8 protein-coding genes are annotated in these 14,712 nt (G+C 37.7%); all 8 read left to right on the top strand.

What is annotated here, in order from left to right:
* Positions 1–10: 10 nt before the first annotated feature.
* The 8 genes from serC to buk all read left to right on the top strand — a co-directional run bounded on the left by serC (position 11) and on the right by buk (position 12,670).
* On the top strand, positions 11–1,087 hold the full coding sequence (gene serC / locus DF185_RS10785) for a 3-phosphoserine/phosphohydroxythreonine transaminase (protein ID WP_110360758.1): 1,077 nt from the start codon (positions 11–13) through the stop codon (positions 1,085–1,087).
* A gap of 138 nt (positions 1,088–1,225) precedes the next feature.
* Entirely contained in the window at positions 1,226–2,146 is a 921-nt protein-coding gene (locus tag DF185_RS10780) for a 3-phosphoglycerate dehydrogenase (RefSeq protein WP_110360757.1), read from the top strand.
* Positions 2,147–2,261: 115 nt separating this feature from the next.
* The gene (locus DF185_RS10775) at positions 2,262–3,512 is read left to right on the top strand and encodes a DUF1015 domain-containing protein (protein WP_110360756.1); all 1,251 of its coding nucleotides are present in this window, start codon (positions 2,262–2,264) and stop codon (positions 3,510–3,512) included.
* 228 nt (positions 3,513–3,740) lie between these two features.
* Positions 3,741–6,128, top strand: coding sequence for an ABC transporter permease (locus DF185_RS10770; RefSeq protein WP_165836010.1), 2,388 nt, complete (start codon positions 3,741–3,743; stop codon positions 6,126–6,128).
* A 131-nt stretch (positions 6,129–6,259) separates the two neighbouring features.
* Positions 6,260–7,531 (top strand): cyclic nucleotide-gated ion channel, encoded by a 1,272-nt coding sequence (locus DF185_RS10765; RefSeq protein WP_165836009.1) that lies wholly within the window; start codon positions 6,260–6,262, stop codon positions 7,529–7,531.
* A 24-nt stretch (positions 7,532–7,555) separates the two neighbouring features.
* Positions 7,556–8,866 (top strand): adenylate/guanylate cyclase domain-containing protein, encoded by a 1,311-nt coding sequence (locus DF185_RS10760; RefSeq protein WP_110360753.1) that lies wholly within the window; start codon positions 7,556–7,558, stop codon positions 8,864–8,866.
* A 340-nt stretch (positions 8,867–9,206) separates the two neighbouring features.
* Entirely contained in the window at positions 9,207–10,544 is a 1,338-nt protein-coding gene (locus DF185_RS10755) for a serine hydrolase domain-containing protein (RefSeq protein WP_110360752.1), read from the top strand.
* A gap of 1,049 nt (positions 10,545–11,593) precedes the next feature.
* Positions 11,594–12,670, top strand: coding sequence for a butyrate kinase (buk, locus tag DF185_RS10750; protein WP_110360751.1), 1,077 nt, complete (start codon positions 11,594–11,596; stop codon positions 12,668–12,670).
* Positions 12,671–14,712 lie beyond the last annotated feature (2,042 nt).

The raw sequence follows: 14,712 nt of genomic DNA, 5'->3' as shown, positions 1-14,712 counted from the left end.
GTTTGAAAAAATGAAAGTACACAACTTTTCTGCAGGCCCTTCAATCCTTCCAGATTTTACAGTAGAAAAAACTGCTGAAGCTATCAAAAATTTTGCTGGTACAGGTCTTTCTGTTATGGAAGTATCTCACCGTAGCAAAGAGTTCGTAGCTGTAATGGATGAAGCTATCGCATTGTTCAAAGAATTATTGAACATTCCTGAAGGATATTCAGTATTGTTCGTAGGTGGAGGTGCATCTACTCAGTTCTGCATGATTCCTTACAACTTGATGGGAAAGAAAGCAGCTTACCTTAATACAGGTGCTTGGGCAAACAAAGCTCAAAAAGAAGCTAACCTTTTTGGTGAGGTTGTAGAAGTAGCATCTTCGAAAGAAACTGTTTACAACTACATCCCAAAAGGATACGAAATTCCTGCTGATGCAGATTATTTCCACATTACTACTAACAATACCATTTATGGTACTGAGATTAAAGAGGACATGGATGTAAATGTTCCATTGGTAGCTGATATGTCATCAGATATCTTCTCTCGTCCAGTTGATGTGTCTAAGTATGCGTTAATTTATGGTGGTGCTCAAAAGAACCTTGCTCCAGCAGGTGTTACTTTTGTAATCGTTAAAGATGAAATCTTAGGTAAAGTTGATCGTCAGATTCCTACAATGTTAGATTACAGAACTCACATTAAAGGAGAATCAATGTTCAATACTCCTCCTGTTGTTCCTGTATTTGCTGCTCTTCAAACATTGAAGTGGATCAAAGAACAAGGTGGTGTTGCTGCAATGCAGAAGATGAACGAAGAAAAAGCGGCAGTTCTTTACAACGAGATCGATCGTAACCCAATGTTCAAAGGTACTGTTGTTAACGAAGAAGATCGTTCATTAATGAACATCTGTTTTGTTATGGCTGATGAGTACAAAGAGTTGGAAAAAGAATTCTTCGCATTCGCTACTGAAAGAGGAATGTCTGGTATTAAAGGACACCGTTCGGTTGGTGGATTCCGTGCTTCTACGTACAATGCATTACCAAAAGCAAGTGTACAAGCTTTGGTTGACTGCATGAAAGAATTTGAAGCGTTACACGTAAAATAATTAAATCTAGATGAGCAGGATTTATTTCCTGCTTTTCGTCATTCAGATGCATGAGGAACGACTAAAGTAATTCAGATGAATTACTTCGATTTGGCTGGCAATGACATTTTATTTTTTTAATTCTAATTTTCAAATAAAATGACAAAAGTATTAATTGCAACCGAAAAGCCTTTTGCTCCTGCCGCCGTTAATGGTATCAGAGAAGTTGTGGAAGGCGCAGGTTACGAGTTGGCTTTGTTGGAATCTTATACTGATAAGGCTGATCTATTGGCTGCTGTAGCTGACGTAGATGCTATGATTATCCGAAGTGATAAAGCTACGCGTGAAGTTATCGAGGCTGCTAAAAATCTTAAAGTTATCGTTCGTGCTGGTGCGGGTTACGATAACATTGACCTAGAAGCTTGTACTGAGAAAGGAATTGTAGCTATGAATACTCCAGGACAGAATTCAAACGCTGTTGCTGAGTTGGTGTTGGGAATGATGGTATTCTTGGCAAGAAATGGTTACAACGGAAAAGCTGGTGTTGAGCTTAGAGGTAAGAAAATTGGTATCCATGCTTATGGTAACGTAGGTCGTTACGTTGGTGAAATTGCTAAAGGTTTTGGAATGGAAGTTTATGCTTTCGATCCATTTGTAGCTAAGGAAGCAATTGAAGCTGACGGTGTTAAAGTTGTTGAATCTGTAGAAGAATTGTATAGCACTTGTAACTACATTTCTTTGCATATTCCTGCTAACGACAAAACTAAAAAATCAATTAATTACGACTTGTTGAACAAGATGCCAGAAGGGGGAATCTTGGTAAATACTGCTCGTAAAGAAGTAATTGATGAAGAAGGATTGATTAAATTGATGGAAGATCGTAAAGATTTTGCATACATTTCTGATATCGCTCCTGATTGTAAAGATGAGATTGCTGCTAAATTTGAAGGCCGTTTCTTCTTTACTCCTAAAAAGATGGGTGCACAAACTGCTGAAGCAAATATCAATGCTGGTATTGCTGGTGCAAATCAAATTGTGAACTGTATCGAAAAAGGAGATACTACTTATAAAGTAAACTAGATAATATTAAAAGGAAGCAGGGGACTAGAATAGTTTGCCTTGTTTCCTTTTTTATGAAATTGTAAGCAAACGATTTCATCAAGATAATTAACAACACAACAAAAACATATTAACGATGGCTATAGTAAAACCATTCAGAGGCTTGCGCCCTACTCAAGATATCGCTAAAGATTTAGCATGTCTTCCATATGACGTAATGAATTCAGAAGAGGCTGCTCAAATGGCTGAAGGTAAAGATTGTTCTTTATTACACATTACAAGAGCAGAGATTGATTGTCCTGCAGGAACTGATGTTCACTCTGAAGAAGTATATGAAAAATCAGTATCTAACTTTAACTTGTGGCAAGAAAAAGGTTGGTTGAAGCAAGATGAAGAAGCTAAATTCTACATTTATGCTCAAACAATGGATGGTCGTACTCAGTACGGTATCGTTGCGAATGCTGCATGCGAAGATTACAAAACTGGTGTAATTAAAAAACACGAGTTAACTCGTCCGGATAAAGAGGAAGATCGTATGATTCTTACTCGTTACACTAAGGCAAACTTAGAGCCTGTGTTTTTCTCATACAAAGCTGTACCAGAAATCGATGCTATCGTAGAAAATATCGTTAAAAACGAAGAAGCTACTTACGATTTCGTTGCTGAAGATGGTTTCGGTCACCATTTCTGGCCAGTAAATGATCCTGCTACTAACAAAGAGTTGGAAGAGTTGTTTGCAACTAAAGTTCCTGCAACTTACGTAGCGGATGGTCACCACAGAACAGCAGCTGCTGCTCGTATTGGTGATGAGTTTGCTGCTAAAAATCCAAATCATACAGGTGATGAGGAGTACAACTACTTCATGGCAGTACACTTCCCAGATAACCAATTGAAAATTATTGACTACAACCGTGTAGTTAAGGATTTGAATGGTATGACTGCTGAAGAGTTCTTGGCTAAATTGGAAGCTACTTTTGAAGTAGAGTGCATGGGAGAAGAAATCTACAAGCCAGCTAAATTACACGAATTCTCTATGTATTTGGAAGGCAAGTGGTATAAAATGAATGCTAAAGAAGGTACTTACGATGATAAGGATCCTATTGGTGTTCTTGATGTAACTATCTTATCTAACCACGTTCTTGATAATCTTCTTGATATCAAAGATCTTCGTACTACTACACGTGCTGAATTTGTTGGTGGTATCCGTGGATTAGGTGAGTTGAAGAAGCGTGTTGATAGCGGTGATATGAAAGCTGCTTTTGCATTGTACGCAGTATCTATGCAGCAATTGATTGATATTGCTGATACTGGTAACATCATGCCTCCTAAAACAACTTGGTTCGAGCCTAAACTTCGTTCAGGTTTATTGATTCACAAGTTAGACTAATTTGAATCACAATATATTAGAAGAAGGAATGCAATTGCATTCCTTCTTTTTTTGTCCATAATCGAAAATTAAATGTGCGGAGGCGAACACTATGGGAGATAAGTGCTAGGGAGTATTGGTCAGTAAATAAGTGTGTTGTGGCTGGTGGCATATTGATTGATAATTTAAATGCATAACCTTTATCTACGTGTGATGATTTTGAATTTTTTTAAGGTTGCATTTCGCAACATGAAGAAGTATAAGGGGTATTCCTTTATAAATGTTGTTGGTTTAGCCATAGGTTTAGCTTGCGTGTTTCTGATATATCTATTTGTACAAGATGAGTTGAGCTATGATAAGTTTTATTCTCAATCAGAGAATATATATCGTGTTGCAACCAGAGCTAAAATGGGTGAAAGAAAAACAGATTATAACTCCATATGTGCTCCTTTTTCACCAGCAGCACAGTCCGATTTTCCAGAAGTAAAATATGCGGTTCGAACTCTCTTTAGGAATAATGTTCTTTTCTCATACGAAGAGAAGCAGTTTGTAGAAAATAAATTATTGAGGACAGATTCCACCTTCTTTGAAGTATTCGATCGACCGTTTATTTATGGTGACCCCAAGACTGCATTGCATGGTTCTGGGAATATTGTTATTACAGAAACGACATCGAAAAAATATTTCGGAAACTCCAATCCTTTGGGGAAAGTGATTAGAATGGGAGAAAAGACTTTATACACGGTAACAGGTGTAGTAGAGGATGTGCCTGAAAACTCTCACTTTCATTACAATTTGGTTTGTAATTTGAAGCTCAGTGCCGAAGAAGCTGATAATTGGTTTAGTGATTATATGCAAGCCTATTTTTTGCTGGAGCCAGGAACAGATTACAAAGAGTTGGAAGCAAAATTCAGAGATTTTACCTTAAAACACATGGGGCCAAAACTAAAGAGCATTCTTGGTATTGATATATATGAATGGGAAAAATCAGGAAATGAATTTAACTATTACCTTGAACCTCTTGAAAAGATTTATCTTCATTCCACTACAGATGGTCAGATAGAACCAATCAGTGATATCAAATACATATATATATTTTCGGCCATCGCATTTTTTATCCTGTTACTGGCCTGTGTAAATTTCCTAAATCTAACTACAGCCAGATCATTCACTCGTGCCAATGAAGTTGGGGTTCGAAAGGTTTTTGGTAGCAGTAGAGAGATGTTGATGTTGCAGTTTTATGCTGAAACATTAATCATGACCTTTTTTGCAGGAATATTGTCCTATTTTCTGATTGAACTGATATTGCCATCCTTTAATATGATTGCCAAGAAAAATATTTCCTCTTATTTATTGTGGCAACCTGATTACTTGTTGTTTGTATTGGGAGTGATCATATTTGTTGTCCTTTTTGCAGGAACATATACAGCGCTTTCATTGTCGGGATTTCGAGTGATGAGTGTATTGAGAGGAGAAGTTAGGAAAGGGAAAATAGGGCAAAGAATTAGAGCTTCTTTGGTAGTGTTCCAATTTACAGTGGCCATTGCGATATTAATTTCTGCCTTTGTAATGAAAGAGCAGGTTGATTTCATGCAAAACAAGAAGTTAGGCTTTGAGAAGGAAAGGATTATGGTGGTTGATCGTGCTTATACCTTTGATGCTAAAGAAAAGGAAACCATAAAGGAAATGCTCTTTAAATATTCAGGGGTTGATAATGTTTCCTTTTCAGGAATGGTTCCCGGGCGTGGAACAAATGGGTGGTCGATGTATAGAGAAGGGGCCAGCAATGAGGATATGATCAATTTTCGCTTGATGCATGTAGATGAAAACTTTGTTGACTTGCTGGACTTAAAAATGAAGGATGGAAGAAAGTTCGATAAAGACAGGTTGGCCGATACCTCAGTATTTATTGCCAATGAGGCTGCAATACATGCCTTAGGTTATACCGATTGTCCTGTAGGCAGGAATGTGTATCGACCTAACTTCTCTGATACCGGACGCACGCCAATCGAAATAATTGGGGTGGTGAAAAACTTCCATTTTGAATCGATGAGAGATAAGATTCTCCCTATGTTCCTGACTTATACACCTCAATATCATCAAAGGTACATGTTGGTGAAATTGAAGCAGGATAATATCATGGGAGGCATGAAAATGGTGAAGAAAATTTGGATGAAAATGACTAAAGGAGAACCATTTGAGTATTTCTTTTTAGATGCTGATTTCAATACCTTGTTCAAAGGAGAGGTTAGAGTTGCCAACATCTTAACATCCTTTACCATTTTGGCATTCATTATAGCCTTACTAGGTTTGTTGGGATTGGTCTCTTTTGAAATGCAACAACGTGTTAAAGAAATAGGAATTCGTAAAGTGCTTGGTAGTACAGAGGTGAACCTAATCGTATTGTTGAGTAAGAATTTATGTGTAAGTGTAATTATTGCGAATGTGATAGCTTGGCCATTAAGTTTTTATGCAATGCAACAATGGTTATCAAACTTTGTGTATAGAATAGATTTTCCTTGGTATTACTTCTTAATCGCACTAAGCATTTCTTTGCTGTTGGCCATCTTAACAGTAAGTGGACATTCGGTAAAAGTAGCCAATGCAAATCCTATTAAATCCTTAAGGTACGAGTAAGTAGGGTAGTTATTTGGATAAATTTTTCAAAGAAGTTCTTCATTCACCGATAAATATAGCGCTTTTGTCTATTTTTACTGGAGCAATCGATAAGATTCAATTTATTTTGAAGAACTCTAATCCAAATGTCTGTGAACTACTTTAAGTCAATTTATAATTCTGCTTGGAGAATCTTGATTATTGTAGCCGTGTTGCTACAAGTGAGTTTAATGCCCTTAGATTTCCTCTTTAATTTGAGGGGATTCGAATGGTATAAGACTCTTGACTTGTGTATATCCTTGCTTTACTTTCTTGACTTGCTTTTAAGTATTCTAAGATATCGTGGAATTAAAAATCATGCCTTTTTAAAAGATGTTTATTGGGATACCTATTCATCCAGCAAATACTTTATTGCTGATTTACTGGCCATATTGCCATATGCGGTAATGTTTTCAAATCCTGTATTTCAGTTGTTCAGATTGTTCAAATGGGTAAGAGTGATTCGAACGGCTCACTATTTTCAAAGTAGGAATTTAAGATATAGTACTGGGATCTCCTTTGGTCTGCTTTGGATTGGAACATTTTTATTTTCGCATTGGTTTGCTTGTATTTGGATACAAATACATGGAATGGAAGAGAGTTTGAGCAAGGTGGGTAATTATGTACGTGCACTTTATTATACGGTAACAACCCTGACTTCTGTTGGCTATGGTGATGTGGTACCGCATGGAAATGCCGAAATGCTTTATAATATCTTTCTTCAGTTTATAGGAGTTGGTTTTTTAGCTCTTCTTGTGGGGAATGTGGTTGGTATTTTCACAAAGAAAGATCCTGCAGAACAGCGCTTTTTAGAAAATATGGAAAAGCTAAGAGCGCTAATTCATTATCAGCACATTTCTAAAGATTTAGAGCGCAGAATTAGTGATTACTTTACCTACGAAAGGAAGCAAAAATTGGGGTATGATGAAACCGAATTGATGGAAATACTTCCTTTTGGACTTAGAAATGAGTTGCAGTTAGAGTTCAAAAAGAATACGATAAAAGATATTCCTTTGTTCTCTTCTGTTGACGATCATTTTGTCAGAGATATTGCGCAATACCTTAGCCCAAGAATCTTAACTCCTGGTGATTATTTGTTTCGAATAGGGGATTCGGCCAACTCAATGTTTTTTGTACAGAAAGGAAGTTTGAAGGTATTGTCGGCAGATGAATCAAAGCAATTGACACTTTTAAAGAAAGGTGATTTTATGGGAGAGATTGCCTTATTTAAAAAGACAACAAGAACAGCAACTGTGAAATCGGTAGGATATTCCGATTTGTATGAACTTCAAAAGAAAGAGTTCAATAAGGTGTTGAAAAAATATCCAGAAATTGCTGAGAAAATCAGAATGAAATCAAAATCAAGAGAAGAAAGATATATCTAATTTGTTAAGTTAAAATTTAGCAACATGTTCAATCATCACCATCAACGTTTTAATGAATCTTTACATATTGAGTTCCTTAAGATAGAACGCAAAAGAGTAGGGATCATTTTAGGCTTATTTGTTCTTGGTTCATTGGTAATTCCGGTAGCGCATTATTTGGCTCCAAACCTATTGCGCAATTACTTAAACCAGGATCAATATGGATTGAGTCTTTTGGTTTGGTGGCTTGTATTTTGCTTATTCCAATTGGGAGTTTACTTTAGATTAAGTCGTGCCATTAAGAATAATATTGATGTTCCTAAACGAATTATCATTCTTAACCTGTTTGTGGAATTTGTATTACCAGCCATTGTGTTGTATCACGTGGTAAAGTATGACTATTCTCTTTTGATATTGGAATACGATGGATTGATATTCTATTTTCTTTTGTTAATGCTTTCTGCCATGCACCTTGAATTCAAAATTTCTTTGGGAGCTGGAATTCTGGCAGGAACAGGTTATTTTACTGTTGCTTTTTGGGGGTTGAAATATCTGCAACCTGATACAGATGTTGATCAATTGCTGGAAATTTATACAATGAGAAGTATTGGTCTTTTCATAGCTGGAATAGTGGCAGGGGTAGTGGCATCCGAAATTAAAAAGAGGGTCAATAATTATTTGGGAAGCATCGAAGAGCAGAAAGAAATAGAATCCTTGCTTGGCCAGCAGTTGTCGAAAGGAGTAGCCAATGAGTTGATTGTTCACCGAAATAAAACCATCGGGCACAAAGTGGTTGGTTCCATCATGTTTCTGGATATTCGAAATTTTACGGTAATGGCAGATCATCAAAGTCCGGAAGAAACCATCGAATTTCAGAATGCCATATTCGATCCTCTTATTAGAATCATAGAAAAGAACAATGGGATCATACACCAGATTTTGGGTGATGGGTTTATGGCATCATTTGGGATTGCGGTAAAAAATGAAAATCATGCCAAGGATTCTTTAAGCGCGGGCTTGGAGATTATGGAAGCCATTAATCACCTAAGAACCGATCAGAATGGCAGTACCACCAAGGTGGGAATTGGTTTACATTCGGGTGAGGTGATTACAGGAAATATTGGGAATGAGATCAGAAAGCAGTTTTCCATTGCTGGTAAAAATGTAATTCTGGCTTCAAGAATAGAGCAATTGAATAAAACCTTTAAAACACAATTCCTGGTTAGTCGTCAGTTTGTTGATATGCTGAATTGCAAAGGTTGCTTTACCGATTTGGGCGAGGTGCAGGTAAAAGGTTTCGACGATCAGGTTCACATCTACCAGGTAGGAGAGAGCTGTTCCTGCAAGGAAAACTAAAAAATGTTGTAAGAAGTAAAATAATACAGAAAGGCCATCGTTATTACATTTTCGATGGCTTTTGTTTTGATATTAATATCAATAGTTTGCTGATATTGATTCTAAATTACGCAAATAAGGAGGATGTAATTGTTGTAAAGAGAAACTTTTTAGTGATTAAATAAGTTTATTTTAGGATTAATGAATAAATTATTGTTATTTTTAAAATGGTTCTAATTTAGAATTGAATTTCGAAAAAATATAAACATTTTTGTAGCGAATTGAGTAGAAAAGAACATGTTAACTTGTTGTTGGAATGAGTTGTGATGTTGGAAGTGCATGTTGAACGAATATTTATTGAATGGTAATAAGAAGAATATTTTCTTTCCTAATAGTATTGTTTCTGGTTTTTTGCAGCCGGAATTTTAGTTTCTCAAAACAAGGAACCGATGTCCTGGCCTTCGATAGTAGTATCGAGGCAGTATCTCACCGAATCTCAAATAGTCTTTCAGAAAGTGTAGAAACAGCTCGCGCTGACCGTTTGATTAAGCGATTCCTAAGAAAATGGGAAGTAGCTGGTGCAACGGTAGCAGTTGTTAAAGATCAAAAGCTTTTGTTTGCCAAAGGCTATGGTTACGCTGATATTGAAAATGAAGTAAAAGTTGAACCTTCTCATATTTTTAGAATTGCAAGTGTTTCAAAATTGATTACTGCTACGGCAATCATGAAATTGCAGGAAGAAGGAAAACTAAAACTGGATGATTATGTGTTTGGAGAGCATGGAATTTTAAATGACTCCATCTATTCCAATATTAGAGACAAGAGAACCAAACGAATTACAGTAGAGCACTTGTTGAGACATTCGGCAGGTTATTCAAGCAGATATGGCGATCCGATGTTCTTGCCATTGTCGATTGCTAAAAAAATGAAGGTGAAGCCGCCTATTTCGGCCGAAACTACCATTCAGTTTGCTTTATCGAGAAGGTTGCATTTTACTCCGGGAAGTAGAGGAGGTTATTCCAACCTGGGATATGTAATGCTTGAAAAGGTGGTGGAAAAAGCATCAGGTGAAAATTACGAAGACTACGTAAAAGCTCATGTGTTGAATCCAGCAGGAGTTTTCGATATGCATTTGGGTAAAAATCTGGAAGAGGATCATTTCCCGAATGAGGTGAAATATTACGAACAATCCAATGCCATTAAGATTTCAGCATTCGATGGATCAGGAAAAACAGTTTTCAGATCGAATGGAGGAAACAATATTGAAGAGCTTGGTGGCGCAGGAGGATGGGTTGCTTCAGCAGCCGAACTGATGAAGTTCCTATTGGCTATCGATGGGGATGATGCGCATCCGGATATTCTATCGACTAAAAGTATTGCTTACATGACCACTCCTAATAAAAATGGACAAAGTCCGATTGGCTGGAAGGGGACAAGATCTAAAACATGGTGGAGAACCGGTACATTGGCTGGATCTTCGGCACTGATGAAACACCAGGTTGGTGGATATAGCTTTGTGATCGTTACGAACTCATCTACCTGGCGTGGATCCGACTTTACCAGAGATTTGAGTGTTCTAATGAGCAGAGTATTGAGATCGGTAAAGCAATGGCCAGATCAGGATCTGTTCAATCATTTCGAGGCAAGGCCAGAACGAATGGCATTAGATAACTTACCAAAATATAAAGGATGGAGCTGATTATTTTAATCAGCTTTTTTTTGCACCTCATTCTATCTTTCTTCCCGATTCATCGGGACAGGCTCTCTAGGAGAAAGGAACGCGTCTCCGGGACTCGCACTTGTGGCATTAGTGCTGTGTTTAAAATAGGATAGATTCTGAATATCAATTGCTCTCTATTCCATTTGGGATACTTCCTCTCCTTCAGGAGAGGATTGAGGTGAGGTGATTAAAAAGATCAACCACAAAGGTCCTTCTACATTAAAGTTTCATCCGACTAAATCAAAAAAAGAGCCTGTAGGGCTCAAATCTTAATAACCTGGGGCAACGCCCCAGGTATAATTAGGTACTGCAACTCGTCGCAACTGCCATGTTGATATGAAATGACTCGCTTAATTGCGACGGAATATTTTGCTCTACTAATTTTCATGTGTTAAAAGACCGCTTTGCGAATAAAAAACACAGGCTTTACTTTATCTACTGATTACTTCCTCTCCTTCAAGATAGGATTGAGGTAAGGTGATTAAAAAGTTCAACCACAAAGGTCCTTCTACATTAAAGTTACAGCCGACTAAGTCAAACAAAGAGCCTGTAGGGCTCAAATCTTAATAGCCTGTGGCAACGCCCCAGGTATGATTAGGTTTTGCAATTCTTCGTAACTGCCATGCTGATATGAAATGACTCGCTTAATTGCGACGGAATATGCTACTCTTTATACACAAATCTGGAATTGGTATTTTGAATAGGTAATGATGAATCATTTATAATATTTGCAAGCTGAGTGTTTTCCTTATAGGGAACCGAAACGAAGTGTAGCTCGTGAACACATTAAGTGTGAACAAAATCCCGACAGGGAAAAGGGTGAGATCAGTTATAACTCCCGTTTATTGCGAGTTTTCCCTAATGGATATTAAACGATTTTCTCGAAATGGTATTAAATTGTAACTTAAAATCAATTTTAATTGTAAATTTGCATGTAAATACTGTGTAAATCCTATTAAATTCTAATTTGGTTTGATATTTTTGCACTCAATAATTACAACTTAAACACAAACATACTTTTATAACTAATGGAAACTCGTAGAATCTTAGCAATTAATCCCGGATCAACATCTACTAAAATTGCTGTATTTCAAGGTGATAAATCAGTTTTCTTGAAAAATATCAAGCATACCGCGGAAGAATTGGCAGAATTCAATCAGATAACAGAGCAATTCGAATTTCGCAAGAACATCATCATGAAAGAAATGGTGGATGCAGAAATTCAAATTGACCTAATTGAAGCTGTAGTTGGTCGTGGAGGATTGGTTAAGCCAATCGAATCTGGAATTTATGAAGTGAACGATCGTTTGAAAGAAGACCTAAGAGTGGGTATTCTTGGAGAGCACGCTAGTAACTTGGGAGGATTGATTGCAGACAATATTGCACAATCATTGCCTAAAGCAAAAGCTTACATCGCCGATCCTGTTGTGGTTGACGAAATGATTGATGTAGCTAGAGTTTCAGGTCACCCTGAATTCCAAAGAGTATCTATTTTCCATGCTTTGAACCAAAAAGCAATCGGACGTGCATTTGCTCAATCTATCGATAAAAAATACGAAGACATCAATGTAATTGTAGCACACTTGGGTGGTGGTATTTCTGTTGGTGCTCACTTGAAAGGAAAAGTTGTTGACGTAAACAACGCATTGGACGGAGAAGGACCTTTCTCACCAGAACGTTCAGGTTCATTGCCAACAGGAGCTTTGGCAAAGATGTGTTTCAGCGGAAAATACACCCTTGATGAGATCAAGAAGATGATCAAAGGAGAAGGTGGATTGGTAGCACACATGGGAACAAACGATGCTTACGAGATCGAGTTGAAAGCCAAAGATGGTGATGAAAAAGCAAAATTGATTCAGGATGCAATGTCGTACCAGGTAGCGAAATCAATTGGTGAAATGGCTGCAGTATTGAAAGGTGAAGTAGAAGGAATTCTATTAACTGGTGGTATTGCTCACAACCCTGATTTGGTGAACTACATCAAGGATATGGTATCATTTATTGCACCAGTAGTGGTTTATCCTGGAGAGGATGAAATGAAAGCTCTTGCAATGAACGGTTACATGGTTCTTAGAAACGAAATTGAGCCTAAAGTATACGTATAATCGAAAAGATATACCTTCATATAGAAAGCCTTCGGTAATCCCGAGGGCTTTTTTTGTGTTTAACCACAAATGCAAACGAAGGGATTTCACAAAGGACACAAAGGAGGAGCCTGTAGGGCTCAAATCATTATAGCCTGGGGCAGCGCCCCAGGTATGATTGACTACAGCAAATCGTCGCAACTGCAATGTTGATTTGGAGTAATTCGCTTTTAGAGACGGAATCTACTGGCTTGAGGATGGCTTGACAAATAACAAACACAGGCTTTGTTTCATCCAGTGACTACTTCCTCTCCTCAAGGAGAGGACTGAGGTGAGGTAATTAAAATGAGCATTACTTGAAAAGGTTAACCAGAATAAATACAAAGGACGAGCCCGTAAGGCGCAAATCATAATAGCCTGGGGCAGCGCCTCAGGTATGATTGACTACAGCAAATCGTCGCAACTGCAATGTTAATTTGGAGTAATTCGCTTTTTGCGACGAAATCTACTGACTTGAGTATGGCTTGACAAATAACAAATATTTGCATTGCTTCATCTGGTGGTTCTTAGACTCAAGAAATACCTCATTCTATCTTTCTTCCCGATTCACCGGGACAGGCTCTTTAGGAGAAAGGAACACCGCTTCACCAATAACAAACACAGGCTTTATTTCATTCAGTGACTACTTCCTCTCCTCAAGGAGAGGACCGAGGTGAGGTAATTAAAAAGAGTGCCATTTGAAAAAGGTAAACCAGAATAATCACAAAGGAGGAGCCTGTAGGGCTCAAATCACTATAGCCTGAGGCAGCGCCCCAGGTATGATTGTCTACAGCAAATCGTCGCAACTACAATGCAGATAAGGAATGATTCACTTTTTGCGACGGAATCTACTGGCTTGAGGATGGCTTGTCAAATAACAAACACCGGCTTTATTTCATCCTGTGACTACTTCCTCTCCTTGAGGAGAGGACCGAGGTGAGGTAATTAAAATGAGCATTACTTGAAAAGGCAAACCAGAATAAACAAAAAGGAAGAGCCTGTAGGGCTCAAATCATTATAACCTGGGGCAGCGCCCCAGGTATGATTGACTACAGCAAATCGTCGCAACTACAATGCAGATAAGGGATGGTTCGCTTTTTGCGACGAAATCTGTTGCCTTTCTTCAAAAAGAGGACCAAACTGAGGCAATAAAATGTGATATATTTCACACCAAAATCTAGTTTAAAATAAATTAAACTATTGACTCGTAAAGATTAATGGCATAAATTAGTACTTGTTCAATAGAGAAGGTGAAGGTCGAAAGAGGAGTAGAGCGAATGGCTTGAACACAGAACTAAAATTCCTTCTGATGAAAAACAGACAAGAACTACAGAAAACCGTTGACTGCGGTAGCTTAAAAATTTCAATCATCCCAATTTGCGCATCCCTTCTGGTGCGTAGGTGAGCCAATTCTATACCACAGAATTAGACTCACAATCTTCCCAAAAATCGTTTCAGATTCCAAAAATCACTCCTTAAAGCAGGATACCAACGTTCGTGTGCCATGTGCAATTGGACTACCAGCGGGAGGAAACGATTCAGAAGCACCCAATTCTCTTCCAGGAACTCCCGAAATCAATCAAAACTACAAAACAAATAGGGAGAAGCATTACAGAAATTGCTGAGCAGAGCTGACAAAAGAGTGGACTTACTATCCACAAAGAAGTTTAAACACCATCACAATTGGCTTAAGGAGGTATGGAAATCGACTTAATGGGTAGTAACAATCGACCTAAAGGGTAATGACAATTGAGTTAATGGGTAGTAACAATCAACCTAAAGGGTAATGACAAATGAGTTAATGGGTAGTAACAATCAACCTAAAGGGTAATGACAAATGAGTTAATGGGTAGTAACAATCGACCTAAGGGGTAATGACAATTGAGTTAGTGGGTAGTAACAATCGATCTAAGGGGTAATGACAATTGAGTTAATGGGTGGTAACAACCGACCTAAAGGGTAATGACAATTGAGTGAAGAGGTGTATGAAATCGACTTGAGGAAAATGTAAATAGTTAGTAATG

Origin of the sequence: Marinifilum breve (assembly GCF_003202155.1) — a bacterium.
In the GTDB taxonomy this organism is placed as follows: Bacteria; Bacteroidota; Bacteroidia; order Bacteroidales; family Marinifilaceae; genus Marinifilum; species Marinifilum breve.
This window is presented reverse-complemented; position numbering and strand designations above follow the sequence as displayed.